A 17439-nucleotide genomic window follows, 5' to 3' on the forward strand; every position below is an offset into this window, starting at 1 on the left:
ATCAGGTTAGCTCTTAACGACTACCTTCTTGTTTAGTACTTTGCCATTGGTGTGTACCTGTAGGTAATAAACTCCAGTTGGTAAGTTATATAAGCTTACTTGCTGCTCATGAGAACCGGCTGTTCTGCTCTGAGTATCCTCGAACAGTATCTGGCCGATGCTGTTTACAAGCACAAGCTTCACTTTCTCTGTTTTCGTTACTGTAAAGCTCACTGTAAACTTACCTGTAGTAGGGTTAGGATAAACCTGCAGGCCATTTATAGCAGCGTGCTCTTTATTAAGGGCAGTTATAGTTACGTTTACTTCTTCAGAGAAAGGAGACGCACAAGAACTCGCATTCGTAATCTTTACAGAATAAATGCCAGACTGCGTTACCGTCAGGTTTTGTGACGTTGCACCTGCAATAGCAATTCCATTTAAGTACCACTGGTTGCCTTCTGCCTCGCTTGAGGACAGGTTATTACCATTATGCACAATCGATGGTCTTGCAGGTACCTGATTTACATTCACATTTCTTGCCTGTGAGGTTGCAGAGCAACCGTTTTCATTTGTAACAGTAACAGTGTAGCTGCCGGAAGTAGTTACAGTGATAGAGCGTGTAGTGGCTCCGTTAGACCACAGGTAGCTAGTACCTGCTGTCGCCGTTAATGTAACGCTTCCTCCCTGGCAAAATGCTGTAGGTCCGTCAGCTGAAATTGCAGCAACTGGTAATGCATTTACCGTTACGGCTACTGCCTCAGATGTAACAGTACACCCTCCTGCACCTGTTACAGTTACAGTATAATTCCCTGTTGTGCCGGTTTCTATACTTTGTGTTATAGCTCCGTTGCTCCACAGGTAAGTATAGTTAGCGCCTGCCGGAGCAGAAAGCGTCACTGTCTGGCCTTCGCAGATTGTAGTTGATCCGCTCGTGGTGATCGTAGCAGACGGAAGAGCCGTTACACTAACTGTTGTAGCCGCTGAGGTTACAGAACAGTTACTTGGTGAAGTTACAGTTACAGTATAGTTGCCGCTTTGAGTTGCTTCTATAGATCTTGTAATGGCACCGTTGCTCCATAAGTAAGTATAACCTTGGCCTTCTGTTGCAGTAAGGATAACAGAGCCGCCCTGGCAGAACGTAAGTGCACCGCTTGCAGTAATCTCGGCAGTTGGCAGCACATTTACAGTTACAGCTACAGCACCTGTGTAAGCCTCAGTACATGCACCGCTCTTCACTAAAGCACGGTAGCTGGTAGAGCTTGTCAGGTCGCTGAAGTTAAGTGTAGCAGCTGTCTGTGCTATAACAGTCCAGTTAGACCCGTCTGTAGAGCTTTCCCACTGCACCACATTTCCTGTTTGACCAACAAGGGTAACGGTGCCGCTGTTTGTGCCGGAACATACTTGAGCTACTGAAGCAGTTAGTGTTCCTGCAACTGTAGCAGGATTAACTGTAACAGTTACCGCCTGTGTTGTAGTGGCGGTGCAAGAGCCGCTTTTCACTACAGCGCGGTAGCTGGTTGTAACAGTCAGGTTATCGAAAGGCAAAGATGTACTGGTGCTGGCAATTGTAGTCCAGGTAGTACCATCTGTAGAGCTCTCCCAGTTAACCACATTACCAGAGTTTCCACTTAGTGTTATTGTGCCACTGTTGTTGCCTGTACATACTGCTGTTGCTGATGCTGTTAAAGTTCCGGCTACAGTAGTTGGAGAAACTGTTACTGGTATAGCTACTCTGGCAGCAGTCTGGCAGCTGGCAGCACTTACCTGCCAATCGTACAGGAAGTAGTAGAAGCCAGTAGGAGAAGATTGGTTCGTGCCAGTAATACTAGCAATGCCTGGCAGATCATATGGATAAGCGGTTGATCCAGTGGCATTGTTTCTATAAGCAGTTGCTCCGCCACCAAAGCTCGCCACCTGTACGCCATAATCATTTCCAGCAGCAGGAACTATTAAGCCAAGATTATACTCCTTAACTCCGGTGGTTACGGTTATAGTAACACTAGAAATGATTGCATTGCTCTTGTTCTTGTCTGTGATCACAACTGTCATTGTTCCGGCAGTTGCAACGTTGATAGTCGCTTTTTCAAGTACAAATGGTACCGATGCGTTAAAGTACATGCGGGCACTGTTTATACTGGAAGCTCCACCACCAGAGCTATGATTGGATGATCCTAATGTTCCAATTGTTTCGTTGCTGGCAGCTACAAAGTAATTTCTGCTCTGTGTTAGGTTTGGCGTAGTATAGCTGTTGCCAACTTTTACCAGGTTTCCACCAGTAGCTGCATCAAACCAGTATAGCTTGCCAGAAGTTGTCTGTGCAGTTAATGTTGCGTTGCTACCCTGGCACGTCTCAGCTGCCTGTGCAGTTATCTGGGCAGCATCGTTGGTAATAGTAACAGGAGCAGACGTGATGGTGCCGCCGCATGGAGAGCTAAGCTGAACAGTATAAGAGCCATTTGCAGTGGCATTATACGTAGCTGAGTTCGCGTTGGCAATTGGAACACCATTGTTAAACCACTGGTAAGTAAATGAGCTGTGTGTAGTGCTGGTTACAGCACGCAAGGTCTGGGAGAAATTCTCTCCTAAACACAAATTCAGGTTTAGATCCTGACTGATAGAAATTGAGGTAGGAGGCAGCGGATTAACAACTACACTAACTGCAGCTGAAGTTACGCTACAACCAAGTTCATTAGTTACCTGCACCGTGTAGCTACCTGATGAATTAGCTGTATAGGATGTTGTAGTAGCGTTGGCGATAGCAGCACCATTCTTAAACCATGCGTAAGTATAGTTAGCTCCCTGGTTTGCGCTCAATACAACAGAGCCGCCTGTACAGAAAGTAGTAGCACTTGCGGCTGTTATACTTGCTGTTGCTTCAGCTGCCTGATTTACCGGTACAGCAACACGCGGACTAGCACAACCTGCAGCTTTTACCTTAATATTGTAAAAGAAGTAATAGAATGAGGAAGCTATGCTACCATTGTTGCCTGTAAAGGAAACCACGTTAGGTATAGTAAGCGGGTAAGCTGCTGAATTAGTAGTGTTATTTCGGTAAGCCGTAGCGCCACCTCCGAAGGCAGATACCATTAATGTATAGTTCTTGCCAGCAGCAGGTACAGGAAGGTTAAGAATGTATTCGCTAACACCAGGCTCTACGTTAATAGTGGTGGTGGCAACAATACTTGAACTTAGGTTTTTATCCAGAAGATCCACCGTCATGGTGCCGGCAGCACCTACATTAATGGTAGCTTTCTCCAGGATAAACGGAACCTCTGCATCAAAATACATTCTGCCGTTGCTGAAGCTGGACTGAGCACCGCCTTCATTATAGTTAGCAGATGGTACTGTTCCATAAAAGTCGTTTAATGCTGCATATACAGTGGCTACTGCCGGAGCATTGTCTTTAGAAACATTGTTTCCTGCTGCAACAAGGTTACCGCCTGTCATGGCATCATACCAGAAAATTGTGCCTGCGCCTGTTCCTCTTAAAGCTAGCGGGCCTGTGCCGCATTTATTTGCCTCTGCTACAGGAGCATCCAGGTAGGAGCTAACGGTGCGGGTAGCAACATTTTGGTTGTTTCCTGCATTTAAGTCACCTGTTAAAGAAGTATAGCTGGTAAAAGTATAAGTCTTGCCGGCCTCTGCATTAAATGTTCCTGGTAAGAAATACTTTGTCTCTGAGAAAGAAGCCAATGGACCTGTAAAGGTTCCTGTTAGTGTAGCAATCGTGTTTCCGCTTTCGCTAACCACAACTGTAACAGGTATGTTAGTTTGGGCTACAGTGCCAAAGTTGCGAAGGTTTACAGCAACATTAAGCTCTGTGTTTCCACAGAAAGTTTGCTCTGGATAAAGAAGCGCGGTTATGCCCACGTCTTTCGAGCGTTGGTTAAAGCGAATCATATAGTCCTGCGTCTCGCCTTTTAGATAGCCACCGCAAGAGGTAACATCATCAGCATCTGTTGTTTCTGCCAACACTACACGAATTCTGGATTGCGTACCAGTAGCAACTGAAGCCGGTACTGTAATATTAGTAGTGTAAATAGTAGTGGTGCTTACTACATCACTAGTAGCTACCAGTTCGCCAGCGTCATCAAAGTCATTGTCAGCGTTCCAGTCAATATATACTTTAGCAACACGTGCATTTTCGTCTCCGCATGTGCCAAGCGTTACAGAAAGCGGAAGCGTTTGTCCAGGCTCTACAGCAGCAATTAAGTTAGTGAAGTTTCTGTAGGTAGCGCATCCTGCTGCTGGTGTGTTATTGATATTGGCGAAAGTGAAGTTATTTATTTTGGCGTCGCCGTCAGTAGTAGCTCCGGACACGCAGTAAGCGCCACCGCCAATGCCGCTGGCAAGTATAGAGTATGCTTGTGGTCCGCTAGTTAGTGTTCCTTTGTGGCTAACGGTGATGGTATAGGTTTCACCGGGAACAGCGTTTGCAATGTAAACCTGCTCTACGTTGTCACGGAAGTTATCCCCTAAACCTGCAGGGTTAGCCGGGTTAGCAGGATCCAGTATCCATGGCATGTAAGTGGTTAAACCATTGGCAATACGTATGTCCAGGTCGTTTACCAGTCGTGGGCTGCGGTTATTAAGAGCAGTTGTGTTGGCAGTAAGCACCTGTCCTTCTACATCTGTCCATGAAATCGTTACAACCAGAGGGCCCTTACCAGATGCAACTACATTAAAAGTATAAGTCTGCCCTTGTTCCAAGGTGCGCTCCTGTAACAGGTTCGTGCCACCTGTATTTGTAATGTGGTTTGCGGCTCTCTCGGCATTCAGCAATCCCCACCCAAAAATATAGTCAGGACCTGTGTTACCAGCCTCGTCGGCGGTGTGTATGGCCAAGCCTTTTAAAGTGGCTGCGCGCATAAATCCGCCTGTTGTGTTAAAGTAATGCTCCTGGAGTAGGTTTAGCGTACCACTGGCATTAGGAGCAGCCATAGATGTTCCGTTTAAAGATGCATAGGAGTTATCGGCAGTGTTGTAAGCTGAGGTTAAGGCCACACCATTCGCAACGATATCTGGTTTGATGCGGCCATCATCAGTTGGTCCCCAGGAACTGAAAGAAGATATTATAACATCCTCTTTCTTCTGATAACCAAAAGGAATTGGCTCTACGGCTCCAACAGTAAGTATATTTTTAGCAGTGCCATATGTAGAGATAATGTCATAGCCATTGTTGCTGCTGATACCTGCAGGACGTGATGTTTCCAGAACCCAGGTGTTGGTGCTGCTTATTTTCCAGAAAGGCTGACCAACTGCTGGGCCCGTTTGGTTACGGTTGTTGCCAGCAGATTTCACTATCAGGTAGTAAGGAGCATTATAGGCCGTTCTGTCCCAACTTTGAGCTTTGGTATCATAATATCCAAAGTTTAGGTCTTCCGTTGTGCTTATGCTTTGGTTAGCATAAAACTCCCAGTAAGGATTTGTTGTTGTACCGGCACGTGTATCGTTATAGTACCAGCCTGTGATTGTACCGTAAGAGTGGTTTGAGATCAATAGTCCAGGTGCTGCAGCAGCTATCTCGGCAACGTCATTGCTAAAGTCCCAGCCCTGTAGGTTTGGTGCGCCAAACGACATACCCTTGGCTAGCGGGTTAACGCCAGATGCAACCATAGTGCCTGCCACGTGTGTTGCGTGTCCGCTAATGGTTGTAGCGTTGTCGCGGTTCACCATTCTACCGGTAAGTTCCTGGTGTGTACCACGAATAAGGCCGCCATCCCAAACCCCAAGCTTGCCGCTTAGGGCAGGATTGCTGCCACTCAAATTTAAACCTGTAGAACCTCCGGCCCAAAGCTGGTCAGCTTTTACAGATGCAGCAGCACGTGTATTGTTATCAGTAGCATAGTATACCGGAAATCCATTAGAATCTACACCCTCTAGGGAAAGTACTTGTCCGGTTTTGCTAACCTGGCGCACAGGCCAGTTCTTTTGCTTTGCCAGTTCCAATGCACGCTGTTTGTTAGCCGCATGTGCCTTGCCAAACTCATTTGCAAGCCTTTTTAGCTGTGCAGAGTTTGTTGCTTTGGAGATTTCTTTTTCTGCTTTGGCCGGGCTGTTTCCTTTTTTAGGCGCCTGAGCATAAACAGTTGTGGCGGCCATCCACAGGACGGTCGCTGAAAGTGTTAAAAGTCTTTTTTTCATTGTTGCGCCGGCTTAAGAGGTGAAGTTTTTACAAGCTTGCGTGTTTTGAACAAGTACAGAAGGCGGAGCTTCTGAAATTAGACTTGGGCCAAAGAAGCTGTCGCTGCTTTTCCACATTAAGGCATACAAGGTCCCCAACCCTGTACAACAGTAAAGGTTTTGCATAATAAGGTTAATTAAAAAGTAGATAGACTAGGTTTTGTGCGTTTGCAAAAAAATGCGTGCTAAAATTAGTGTAAGGAATTGATTATGCAAGCCGATTTTGCAATTAGTTTCATCTGATAATCAATGCATTAAGTGTGTTATAACATCGAGCGCATGAGATTTGCCTTCTAATGTATACTTTAAGCTTTTGGAAAAATACCCGTTAAACAGCCTTAAAAACAGTTAAAAAAAAGACTTTTAGAGCATAAAAAAAGCAGAGGGCATGTACTTAATACAGGCCTTCTGCTTTTGTAAAGCCAAGTGCAAAGTCTACTTTGCCCGGTTCACGATAAACACGCCTACCAATATGACTATCATGCCCAAGTAATGCCACAACTGTATGCTTTCACCGTCCAGTACGCCCCACATAAGCGCTACAATGGGAATAAGATAAGTGGAAGAGCTGGCAAATAGTGTGGTGGAAATATGGATAAGCTTATTAAACAGCACCAGCCCAACAGCTGTGCTGAATACGGCAAGCAAGGCAATATACATTAGCGCTTCCCAGGCACCTTGCGTATACTGCAGCTTGTGCACGACATCTGTTGTGAACAAATAGGCAACAGCAAAAGGGGCTACTGTCAGTAATGCCATACTTGACATAACCAGTGGTTTCATACCTTGCAGGCGGTGCTTGATAATATTAACGCTACCACCATAGCATACAGTGGCTATTACAATGTAAAGGCCATAGTATTTGTTGTCCATGTCGGCGCTGCCGTTACCAGAAAAGATGAGTACAGCCGTGCCCATTATACCAATGATAATGCCCAGCATGCGCATCCAGGTTATTGACTGCCGGAAGAACATTGCACCTACAAGCAAAGTGAAGAGAGCCGTTAATGAGTTTAGTACACCAGCCAGCCCACTTGCCAAACGTGTTTCAGCATAGGCGAACAGGAAAGCAGGCAACAGGTTTCCAAGTATACCACTTCCGACTAAATACTTCCAACGATGAGGCTCTACCTTACGCAGGTGAATTGCGGCAAACGGAGAAAGTGTAAGAAAAGCAATGGCAATACGCAGGGCGCCTAACTCATCAGAGGAGAAAACTATCAGTCCCTTTTTTATCAAGATAAAAGAAGTACCCCAGATAAGCGCCAGTATAATGATCAGAAACCATGCTAATGCCGGAGTGGCAGTGGCGGCTGTTTCTTGTTTGTTTTGAGTAGCAGTTTTGATAGAAGTAAACTTTAAAATGTTTAGGGGCTTGTTCAGGAGGCAATTACCATAAATAACTCCTTATGCTCAACCCGATAATTGCGGATATGTTAGCCTAAATGTAAATTCCCCTGCCTGCTGGCAAGGGAATAAGTATAAATTTTTATCTTGACATGTTTTAGGTTGTTACTTCCTCATAACTCATAGTAGCCGCAATCTCATCCAGCGTATCATAGATTTCCTGAATATCTTCGGATTGCACCAGTTTCATACGTAGCGGCTTAAAGTGCGGCAGGCCCCGGAAGTAGTTAGTATAGTGGCGACGCATCTCAAAGATGCCAAGTTTTTCGCCTTTCCACTCCAGCGAGTGCGTAAAGTGCTGGCGGCATACCTCTACACGTTCCTCCAGTGTTGGCCCAGGTAATGTCTCGCCGGTTGCCATGTAATGTTTGATCTCGTTAAAGATCCATGGATAACCGATGCTGGCGCGGCCAATCATAATGCCGTCTATGCCATACTTGTTACGGTACTCCAGCGCCTTTTGAGGAGAATCTATGTCGCCGTTGCCAAAGATCGGAATCTTCATGCGCGGGTTGTTCTTCACTTCCCCAATCAAAGTCCAGTCGGCTTCGCCTTTATACATCTGCACGCGTGTGCGGCCGTGTATACTTAGCGCTTGTATGCCAATGTCCTGAAGTCTTTCCGCAGTTTCTACGATATACTTAGTGTTCTCATCCCAGCCCAAACGTGTCTTTACAGTTACCGGAAGATTTGTGGCTTTCACAATCTCTTCGGTCATTTTTACCATCTTGGGGATATCGCGCAGCAAAGCGGCGCCTGCACCTTTACAGGCCACATTCTTTACAGGACAGCCATAGTTTATGTCAATCAGATCAGGTCCGGCCTGTGACGACACAATGGCTGCCTCGCGCATGGAATCGATGTCTGAGCCAAAAATTTGTATGCCTATAGGACGCTCATAATCAAATATATCGAGCTTCTGCACACTTTTGGCTGCATCACGAATTAAACCCTCCGAAGATATAAACTCCGTATACATTAAATCTGCGCCATTAGCCTTACACACCTTTCGGAACGGCGGATCGCTCACGTCCTCCATCGGTGCCAGCAACAGCGGGAACTCACCCAACTCTATGTTCGCTATCTTTACCAAAGCAAAATCTAATTTTTCGCGTAAATTTACGTCAATTAAACCTAAACTCTAGTATGAAAGGTTTCATCTCCAAAGATCTACACCCATTTTGGGTATTATTGCTGCTGTTAGCTTACATGACGGCCGGTATGTTTGTCGCCTATTTTATATTCAGCCTGCTGGTAAACTGGGTCTTTGGGATAAGCATTTTTGAGTTTGCCTCCGTTGCCGAAAACCCTGCCTCTAACCCACAAGGAGCAAACATGATGCTGCTGATGCAGGGTGTGCTGCAGTTTTTCTCGTTTGTAGTGGCTCCGCTGGTACTGCTAAGGTCTTTCGGTTATAACCTGGACACCTACCTAAACTGGAAAGTAAGACCATCGGCTTTGCTCCTGCTGCTAAGCGGCTTACTGATAGTGGTACTGATGCCAGCCAACTCACTGGTAATAGACTGGAACGCGAAACTGGAGCTGCCCGAGTTTATGAAGGGCTTTGCAGAGTGGGCCAGAGCCAAGGAGGATGAGATGGCAGAGCTTACTAAGCTGATCGCTGACTTTAGCACACTTCCAAAGCTATTAGTGGGAATTATTGTAGTGGCTGTTATACCTGCTATTGGCGAGGAACTGGTGTTTAGAGGCGTTTTGCAGCGCCAGTTACACCGCTGGTTTGATAATACCCATGTAGCCATCTGGATAGCGGCTATCGTATTTGCAGCTATTCACATGCAGTTTTTTGGATTTGTGCCGCGCATGGTGCTGGGTGCTATGTTCGGGTATTTATACTTCTGGTCGGGCCGCATTATTGTGCCTATAATTGCACATTTTGTTAACAATGGCTTTACTGTTTTTTTGCTATACTTGCAGCAGACAGGCAAAATAGACTTCGACGTGGAAAGCACAGAGGCCATGCCTTGGATATGGGTGCTGATCTCGCTTTTGCTTACGGCTGGGGTGTTATACTATCTGTACATGCAATTCTCGCCACTGCCGGTGCGCCAGGAAAGTATAGCCGAGGCCGAATCCGGAGTACGGGTAGAGGAGGAGGAAGAAGAATACTAAACGGCTGCGGCTGAACTATTAAAGCAAAATCTAAAGGCCCAAGCCAACCTAAACCTCTTACATGAGCAACAAATTATCTACACTCAGCAACCTTAGCCAAAGAATAATAGTGGGCGTGCTGGGTGCAGCAATCTTTATCGGAAGTATACTCATCGGTGAGTGGACCTATTTTCTGCTGTTCCTGGGGCTCACGTTGCTGGGCATAGCCGAGTTTTACAGATTGGTGCAGGTGCAGGGCATAATGCCACACCGCGGAGCAGGCATAACGCTGGGCGCAGTTTTTTATACTTCTGTTTTCCTGGTGGAGAAAGAGATAATGGAGCCTGAGCTGCTGTTCCTATCCATCCCGCTGTTTTTTGTGGTGTTTATACTGGAGATGTACCGCAAGCACCCGCATCCCTTTACCAACATTGCCTTTACGTTAATGGGCGCGGCATACATTGCCGGGCCATTCGGTTTGCTGCACACACTGGCATACTTAAAAGAAGAATACCTCTACCAGCTTATACTTGGACTTATGCTGCTGATCTGGGCTTCCGATACGGGAGCTTACATTTTTGGCAAGAACTTCGGCAAGAATAAGCTGTTTGAGCGCATCTCGCCAGGTAAAACATGGGAGGGCTGGATAGGAGGAACCTTTCTGGCAGTGGTGGTAGGCTACGTGCTAGCGCTGTTTTTCACCGATCTGGAAGTATACCAGTGGATTGGCGTAGCCATTATAGTTGCCGTATTTGGTGTTTTAGGCGACTTAACAGAATCGTTGTTAAAGCGCAGTCTGGGTGTAAAAGACTCAGGAACACTGCTGCCTGGCCATGGCGGTATCCTCGACCGCTTCGATAGCCTGCTGATGGCTATCCCGTTTGTAGTGGCGTTCCTTAAAATCTTCTAAAATATTTTTCGTTTATCTGCTTGAGGTTGTAAGTATAATTCTCAACTTTACTGCCATAAACTCATTAATCAACGCTAAAATTTATAGTAGATGATGTTATATAAAGAGCCTGCACCGATAAAGGACAGAGAAAATCCTTTCGAATCGATGATGTCGCGATTTAACATTGCGGCTGAAGTATTGGGGCTTGACGAGGAAACGTACAATGTTCTGAAGTCGCCGGCGCGCCAGGTGATCGTTAACGTGCCTGTTACGATGGACGATGGCAAAGTGCGTGTGTTTGAGGGATACCGTGTAGTGCACTCTACTATCCTTGGCCCGTCTAAAGGTGGTATTCGTTATGCCCCGGATGTGTTCCTGGATGAGGTAAAGGCCCTGGCTGCCTGGATGACCTGGAAATGTGCCGTGGTAGATATTCCTTACGGTGGTGCAAAAGGTGGTATCATCTGCGACCCGTACTCTATGTCTGCCGGTGAGATAGAGCGTTTAACAAGAGCCTATACTTCTTCTTTAGTAGATATTTTTGGCCCTGACCGCGATATCCCTGCTCCAGATATGGGCACAGGTCCACGCGAAATGGCATGGCTGATGGACGAGTACTCTAAAACAAAGGGTTCTACAGAGCACGGTGTAGTAACTGGCAAGCCGCTTGTATTGGGTGGTTCGTTGGGCCGCGTAGAGGCAACTGGCCGTGGGGTGATGGTATCGGCAATGGCTGCAATGGAGAAACTGGGCATGGATCCGGCCAAATCTACTGCTGCTGTACAAGGCTTCGGTAACGTAGGCTCTTGGGCTGCTAAACTAATGGCTGAGCGCGGTGTGAAGATACTAGGTGTGAGCGACGTGAGCGGTGCTTACTGGAACGACAACGGTATCGATATCGAAGAGGCTATCGAGTATAAAAACGGCAACAACGGCCGCTTAGAAGGCTACAAAGGCGCTGAGCAGATTGACCCGGCTGAACTGTTGACTTCTAAAGTGGATGTGCTAGTACCGGCTGCTGTGGAAGACGTAATTACAATCCATAACGTAGATAAAATCCAGGCTCGCCTGATCGTAGAAGGTGCTAACGGACCTACCTCTTATAAAGCCGATAACATCATCAACGAAAAAGGCATTATGGTTGTGCCAGATATCCTAGCAAACTCTGGTGGTGTAACGGTATCTTATTTTGAGTGGGTGCAGAACCGCATGGGCTTTAAGTGGACACTGGATCGCGTTAACGAACGTGCTGAGCGTATTATGAATGAGTCGTTTGAGCGTGTTTACGCTGCGTCTCAGAAATATAACGTGCCAATGCGTATTGCTGCCTACATCGTGGCTATCGATAAAGTAGCTATGACGTATAAGTATCGCGGAGGCTTCTAAGCGAAGTTTTTTATTAGAAAATTCAAAACTTTATATAATTTTGAAGCAGGATAATAGCCCATCCACTAAACAGGATGGGCTATTATAAGTTATATAAAGTACCTGCGGATAACTCAAACACGAATGAAAATTCATAAAGAAGGACGGAGAATCTTATTTTTTACATTGTTGATATTGATAGTGCTGAACCTGCTGCTCTACAATTTCAACGCTGAAAACGGTACCTTTAACAGAATTTTCTCAGGCGTTTCTGTAGTACTTTTCCTGCTCATCCTGCAGTTCTTTCGTAGCCCTTACCGTAACCTGCTGCTGCACGAAGACCTTATTATTGCTCCAGCCGATGGCAAAGTGGTGGTAATTGAGGAGGTAGAAGAGCCTGAGTATTTTAAGGATAAGCGTAAGCAGATTTCTATCTTCATGTCACCAATCAACGTGCATATCACGCGTAACCCGGTGTCAGGTATTGTAAAGTATTTCAAGTATCACCCAGGCAACTATTTTGTAGCTTGGCATCCAAAGTCGAGCACGCAGAACGAGCGCACTACTGTTGTTGTTGAGTCTACTGCCGGTCCAGAGGTGTTATTCCGCCAGATTGCCGGAGCCATGGCACGCCGTATTGTGTGGTATGTAAACGAGGGTGATGAAGTAAGCCAAGGCGAAGAGTTCGGTTTCATCAAATTCGGTTCACGCGTAGATATCTTTGTACCATTGGATACAGAAATCAAAGCGGAGCTAGGCCAGAAAACAAAAGGCGGACAGACAGTGATCGCACAGCTGAAGACGCCACCGCCAACATTGTTCGGATAATTTGTTGACAAAGGAATTTTGACAAAAGAATTTAAACAAAAACGCCGCTGCAAACTATAATTGTAGCGGCGTTTTTGTTTTATCTGGGTTGGAGTTGTGGCTTAGAACATTCTGTACATGCCTGTTAGCGACAGTGTAGTTTTGTGTATTAAGTCTTGTGTCCTTTGGTAATGATTCCTTCTAGGTATTCTAATACCAGTTAGCCACTAGCTGCATCAGCTGCTCCAGGTACTTTTGGTCTACTTCATCGAAGTCGTTTAGCTTATCACTGTCAACATCTAGCACTAGTTTTACTTCACCATTTTTTATTACCGGCACCACTATCTCTGACTTAGAGTCGCTGCTGCAGGCAATGTGGCCCGGGAAGGCCTCTACATCCGGTACAAGTATAGTTTGTTGCTGTGTATAGCTGGCCCCGCAAACGCCTTTGTGGTAAGGTATACGTGTGCAGGCAATAGGCCCTTGGAACGGCCCCAGTACCAGTTGCCCCTCTTTGTTAAAGTATACGCCAACCCAAAAGAAGTCGAAGCCCTGTTTTAGAGCGGCAACTAAGTTAGAGATGTTGGCAATAAGGTCGGTTTCGCCGGTTACAAGTGCCTCTATCTGCGGAAGCAACGTCTTATATCTTTCCTCTTTGCTGAGGGTCTGGTCTACTATAAGTGATTCGGCCATAATTTAATTTTGAATGAGTGATTGAGTGAATGACTGAATATGTAAGTGGTTATTGTTAATTTTTGATTTAATCTATTTAATCTATTTAATTGTTTCTATAAAACAGCAGCTGGTCTGAACCCAAAGCTTGATTATCAGATAGTCTTCCGTTTATCATATTAGGTGCTTTTATACCGCTTTCTAGCACTTTATGCTTGCTTTTAAATACTATTGCCTCATCCCAAAGTCCACTCTGCAGTAGGCTTTCCAGCAGAAAGGTGCCACCCTCTACCATCAACGAGAGTGTATTGCGCCGGTACAGGTCCTGCATGATCTGTAGCAGCAAAGGCTCCTGCTCTTGTAGCTGCACAAAGTATAAATTATCCTGCTCTTCCTGCTTTATAAAATTATACACAACAGTTGCTTGGTTCTTGTCAAAAAGATGCAGGTGCTGTGGTAGCTGTAATTGCTTATCAATAACTACACGCACTGGATTTTTTCCGGGCCAGAAGCGCGTGTTCAGGCGTGGATTGTCGTGCAGGGCGGTGCGGCTGCCTACAAGTATAGCTTGCTCCTCCGAACGCCACTTATGTACCAGCCTTTGAGCCAGTTTTCCACTTATCTGCTCCTGTTTATAGTTAACTCCAGCAATAAAACCGTCTGCAGTTTCAGCCCACTTTAAAAGTATGAATGGCCGCTTTTTGCTGTGGAAAGTAAAGAACCGCTTGTTCAGTTCCAGGCCTTGCTCCTCCAGCACACCTACTTTTACCTGTGCACCGGTATCAAACAGCTTCTTAATGCCATTACCTGCCACCAAAGGATTAGGATCAGTGTTGCAGATCACAATATCTTTTATGCCATGACTAATAAGCAGATCGGCGCAGGGCGGTGTTTTTCCAAAGTGGGAGCAGGGCTCAAGTGTTACATAAGCAGTGCTTTTTGGAAGCAGGCTTTTGTCTTCTACTTCAGCCACTGCGTTCACCTCTGCATGAGGCCCTCCGTACTGTTTGTGCCATCCCTCTCCAATTATCTGCCCGTTGTGCACAATCACGCAACCCACCATAGGGTTAGGGCTAGTAAAGCCGCTCCCTAATCTGGCCAGTTCCAGCGCGCGTTGCATGTATAGTTCGTCAGACATTGTTTGAGTTAGAAAATTAAAGAGTTAGAGAGGTATACTATAGAGTATCTATACCACACATCAACTCGTAACTCAGAATTCGTAACTCTAAAAGAGCTACTTTTGCAAAGATACCCAATTCTAACCGAAAGCAAGAAAAGCCGTGGCTACCGTACAGGAAACTCGTCAGTATATAAGGGAAAACATACAAGAGGCTTATCCGGAGCCAGAGGCAGGCGCTATAGCCCAGCGGCTATTAGAGCACGTACTTCAGAAATCCAAATTAGAACTGAGCCTGAAAAAAGACAAGCCTTTAACACAGGAGCAGGAGGAGCAGGTAAAGCAGGCGGTAACAAGACTGCAGGAAAGCGAACCGATACAGTATGTGCTAGAGGAGGTATATTTCTATGATCTAGACCTGTTTATAGACAAGCGTGCACTGATACCACGCCCAGAGACAGAGGAACTCGTAGACTTGGTTGTGAAAGAACATGCGGGACAACGGGGACTGCATGTTCTGGATATATGCACAGGCAGTGGCTGTATTCCGCTCGCGTTGGCTGCCAACCTTAATGTGGAGCAGGTGTATGGGCTTGAGGTATCGAATGGTGCTTTAGAAGTAGCTCAGATAAACGCTACTAAATATAATCTGCCGGTAAGGTGGCTGCACCAGGATGTGTTTGAGCCGGTGCAAAGTATAGCTCCGGCCTCTCTGGATATACTCACCAGTAACCCGCCATACGTGCTGGAGATGGAAAAAGAGCAGATGCGAGCCAATGTATTAAAATATGAGCCTCACCTGGCGCTGTTCGTGCTAAACAACGACCCACTTAGATACTACAAACGCATTACTGAACTGGGGCTAGACTTGCTGAAAGAAGGAGGTAAGCTATACTTTGAGATAAACGAACGCTATGGACAGGAGGTAAAACAGCTGTTGCTGGAGAGCGGCTACAAAAGTGCCGAGGTGATAAAAGACCTTTTCGGCAAAGACCGCATGGTAAAAGCCGTTAAGTAGTATCACTTGATTTACACGCACATCAATTCTACTTATATTATAATCTTGTATCTTTGCCGGAGTAAAGTGCAATAGTGCCTGAGCTTTAGGTTCTTCACTTTCAATAGCAATAAATACAAAATGGATCATTTTGCACACGAGTCGGCGGTAATAGATGAGGGAGCTCTAATTGGCAGAGGCACCAGTATCTGGCATTTTTCGCACCTAATGCCTGGATGCCGGGTTGGAGAAAACTGCAACATTGGTCAAAATGTAATGATTGCACCGGATGTGGTGCTGGGGAACAATGTGAAAGTTCAGAACAATGTGTCTATTTACACTGGCGTTGTCTGCGAGGATGATGTTTTTCTAGGCCCTTCAATGGTGTTTACAAATGTGATAAACCCACGCAGCTTTATTAACCGGAAATACGAGTTCAAGAAAACACTGGTGCGCAAAGGAGCAAGTATAGGTGCCAATGCGACTGTGGTGTGTGGTGTAGAAATTGGCCAGTACGCTATGGTGGGAGCAGGAACTGTAGTTACGAAAGATGTGCCTGCCTTTGCGCTGGTATACGGTGTGCCGGCGGTGCAGCACGGGTGGGTAAGCCGCTACGGGCATAAGTTGGAGTTTAACCGGGTTGGCGAGGCTATATGCCCTGATACTGGGGAAGTGTACCTGTTGCAAAATGGGCAATGCTTTTTAAAATTAGAATCGATAAACAAATAATAGAACAAACTTTTAAATTTTGGCAAAAGAAAAGATACTTGTAACCGGTGGTGCGGGCTATATTGGCTCACATACTGTGGTAGAGTTGGTAGAGGCCGGATACGAACCAATTATTATTGATAACTTCTCAAATTCAGAGGAGAGTGCTTTAGATGGTATACAGGCTATACTTGGCCGCAACATTACATGCCACAGAATTGACTGCAACGATACAAATGCGCTACGCAAGTTATTCGAGCAAGAGCAGGATATCAGAGGTGTAATTCATTTTGCGGCTTACAAAGCAGTAGGAGAGTCAGTAGCAGAGCCACTAAAGTATTATCAAAATAACGTTGGCTCTTTGGTCACCCTACTGCAGGTAATGGAGGAGCAGAAAGTGTACAACTTAGTTTTCTCTTCGTCGTGCACGGTGTATGGTATTCCGGATAAGCTGCCGGTTACAGAACAAACGCCTGTACAGAAAGCAAACTCGCCGTATGGCAACACCAAAAAGATGTGTGAGGAGATCTTAACAGACCTGGCAATAAGCGGCAGCAATGTTAAAAGTATAGCCCTGCGTTATTTCAACCCAATCGGTGCGCACCCGTCAGCTAAAATAGGCGAGCTACCGCTTGGTGTGCCTAACAACTTGGTGCCGTTTATAACACAAACAGCAGCGGGCATAAGAGAGCAGCTTACTATTTTCGGGAACGATTACGATACACCAGACGGAACCTGCATCCGTGATTATATTCATGTAGTTGATTTGGCGAAGGCGCACGTTACAGCTGTAGCCAGACTGCTAGAGAATAAAGCTGAAAGTATTGAGTTTTATAATGTAGGCACTGGAACTGGCAATACTGTTTTGGAGGCGGTAAAGGCATTCGAAAAAGCAACCGGCGAAAAGCTAAATTATAAAATAGGTCCGCGCCGTGTAGGTGATGTTCCTAAAATATATGCCGATGTAACCAAATCTACAGAAGTATTAGGTTTTAAAACGACTAGCACCCTGGAGCAGGCCATGAAAAGCGCTTGGGACTGGCAGTTATCTCTTCAAAAAGAATCAGCAAAAGTATAGTTATGAAGATATTGATTACGGGCGGCGCCGGCTTCATCGGCTCGCATGTGGTGCGTTTGTTCGTGAACAAGTACCCGAGTTACCAGATCTACAACCTCGACAAGCTGACGTACGCCGGCAACCTG

The 17439-nt window shown here is 45.9% G+C and carries 13 protein-coding genes; 8 read left to right on the plus strand and 5 right to left on the minus strand.

From position 1 onward, the window contains the following. Window positions 1-6 precede the first annotated feature (6 nt). The 3 genes from H8S84_RS15505 to dusB form a co-directional block, all read right to left on the minus strand. The gene (locus H8S84_RS15505) at window positions 7-6123 is read right to left on the minus strand and encodes an Ig-like domain-containing protein (protein WP_187068264.1); all 6117 of its coding nucleotides are present in this window, start codon (window positions 6121-6123) and stop codon (window positions 7-9) included. 474 nt (window positions 6124-6597) lie between these two features. Then, window positions 6598-7563 (minus strand): DMT family transporter, encoded by a 966-nt coding sequence (locus H8S84_RS15510; protein ID WP_394368002.1) that lies wholly within the window; start codon window positions 7561-7563, stop codon window positions 6598-6600. A 103-nt stretch (window positions 7564-7666) separates the two neighbouring features. After that, window positions 7667-8662: a tRNA dihydrouridine synthase DusB gene (dusB, locus tag H8S84_RS15515; protein ID WP_187068265.1), complete on the minus strand. Its 996-nt coding sequence runs from the start codon at window positions 8660-8662 to the stop codon at window positions 7667-7669. Between the two features lie 53 nt (window positions 8663-8715). Between dusB and H8S84_RS15520 the strand changes: the two genes are divergently transcribed. The 4 genes from H8S84_RS15520 (at window position 8716) to H8S84_RS15535 (ending at window position 12763) form a co-directional block, all read left to right on the plus strand. Then, window positions 8716-9699 (plus strand): CPBP family intramembrane glutamic endopeptidase, encoded by a 984-nt coding sequence (locus H8S84_RS15520; protein ID WP_187068266.1) that lies wholly within the window; start codon window positions 8716-8718, stop codon window positions 9697-9699. Window positions 9700-9760: 61 nt separating this feature from the next. Beyond that, window positions 9761-10588, plus strand: a complete 828-nt coding sequence (locus tag H8S84_RS15525) for a phosphatidate cytidylyltransferase (RefSeq protein ID WP_222621672.1) — start codon at window positions 9761-9763, stop codon at window positions 10586-10588. Between the two features lie 93 nt (window positions 10589-10681). Beyond that, complete coding sequence (locus H8S84_RS15530) at window positions 10682-11956, plus strand: Glu/Leu/Phe/Val family dehydrogenase (protein WP_187068302.1); 1275 nt, start codon at window positions 10682-10684, stop codon at window positions 11954-11956. Between the two features lie 123 nt (window positions 11957-12079). Continuing rightward, the gene (locus H8S84_RS15535) at window positions 12080-12763 is read left to right on the plus strand and encodes a phosphatidylserine decarboxylase family protein (RefSeq protein WP_187068267.1); all 684 of its coding nucleotides are present in this window, start codon (window positions 12080-12082) and stop codon (window positions 12761-12763) included. A 189-nt stretch (window positions 12764-12952) separates the two neighbouring features. Here H8S84_RS15535 and H8S84_RS15540 read toward each other — a convergent pair whose 3' ends face one another. Beyond that, a complete protein-coding gene (locus tag H8S84_RS15540) occupies window positions 12953-13435 on the minus strand; it encodes a GAF domain-containing protein (protein ID WP_187068268.1) in 483 nt (160 codons plus the stop codon). Between the two features lie 85 nt (window positions 13436-13520). Beyond that, on the minus strand, window positions 13521-14552 hold the full coding sequence (gene ribD, locus H8S84_RS15545) for a bifunctional diaminohydroxyphosphoribosylaminopyrimidine deaminase/5-amino-6-(5-phosphoribosylamino)uracil reductase RibD (protein ID WP_187068269.1): 1032 nt from the start codon (window positions 14550-14552) through the stop codon (window positions 13521-13523). 142 nt (window positions 14553-14694) lie between these two features. Here ribD and prmC point away from each other — a divergent pair, with 142 nt between their 5' ends. From prmC to H8S84_RS15565, 4 genes are all read left to right on the plus strand, one after another. After that, complete coding sequence (gene prmC / locus H8S84_RS15550; protein ID WP_187068270.1) at window positions 14695-15549, plus strand: peptide chain release factor N(5)-glutamine methyltransferase; 855 nt, start codon at window positions 14695-14697, stop codon at window positions 15547-15549. 120 nt (window positions 15550-15669) lie between these two features. Beyond that, complete coding sequence (locus tag H8S84_RS15555) at window positions 15670-16257, plus strand: acyltransferase (protein ID WP_187068271.1); 588 nt, start codon at window positions 15670-15672, stop codon at window positions 16255-16257. A gap of 19 nt (window positions 16258-16276) precedes the next feature. Next, window positions 16277-17314 (plus strand): UDP-glucose 4-epimerase GalE, encoded by a 1038-nt coding sequence (gene galE / locus H8S84_RS15560; RefSeq protein WP_187068272.1) that lies wholly within the window; start codon window positions 16277-16279, stop codon window positions 17312-17314. A gap of 2 nt (window positions 17315-17316) precedes the next feature. Further along, the coding region (locus H8S84_RS15565) for a GDP-mannose 4,6-dehydratase (protein ID WP_187067344.1) at window positions 17317-17439 on the plus strand (123 nt) is incomplete at its 3' end.

The organism is Pontibacter cellulosilyticus (genome assembly GCF_014306105.1).
In the GTDB taxonomy this organism is placed as follows: domain Bacteria; phylum Bacteroidota; class Bacteroidia; order Cytophagales; family Hymenobacteraceae; genus Pontibacter; species Pontibacter cellulosilyticus.

What these genes read in the sequence shown, in the direction of transcription:
- H8S84_RS15505 (WP_187068264.1), bottom strand. Translation starts at nt 6,123, where the DNA reads ATGAAAAAAAGACTTTTAACACTTTCAGCGACCGTCCTGTGGATGGCC.
- H8S84_RS15520 (WP_187068266.1), top strand. Translation starts at nt 8,716, where the DNA reads ATGAAAGGTTTCATCTCCAAAGATCTACACCCATTTTGGGTATTATTG.
- H8S84_RS15525 (WP_222621672.1), top strand. Translation starts at nt 9,761, where the DNA reads ATGAGCAACAAATTATCTACACTCAGCAACCTTAGCCAAAGAATAATA.
- H8S84_RS15530 (WP_187068302.1), top strand. Translation starts at nt 10,682, where the DNA reads ATGTTATATAAAGAGCCTGCACCGATAAAGGACAGAGAAAATCCTTTC.
- H8S84_RS15535 (WP_187068267.1), top strand. Translation starts at nt 12,080, where the DNA reads ATGAAAATTCATAAAGAAGGACGGAGAATCTTATTTTTTACATTGTTG.
- H8S84_RS15540 (WP_187068268.1), bottom strand. Translation starts at nt 13,435, where the DNA reads ATGGCCGAATCACTTATAGTAGACCAGACCCTCAGCAAAGAGGAAAGA.
- ribD (WP_187068269.1), bottom strand. Translation starts at nt 14,552, where the DNA reads ATGTCTGACGAACTATACATGCAACGCGCGCTGGAACTGGCCAGATTA.
- H8S84_RS15555 (WP_187068271.1), top strand. Translation starts at nt 15,670, where the DNA reads ATGGATCATTTTGCACACGAGTCGGCGGTAATAGATGAGGGAGCTCTA.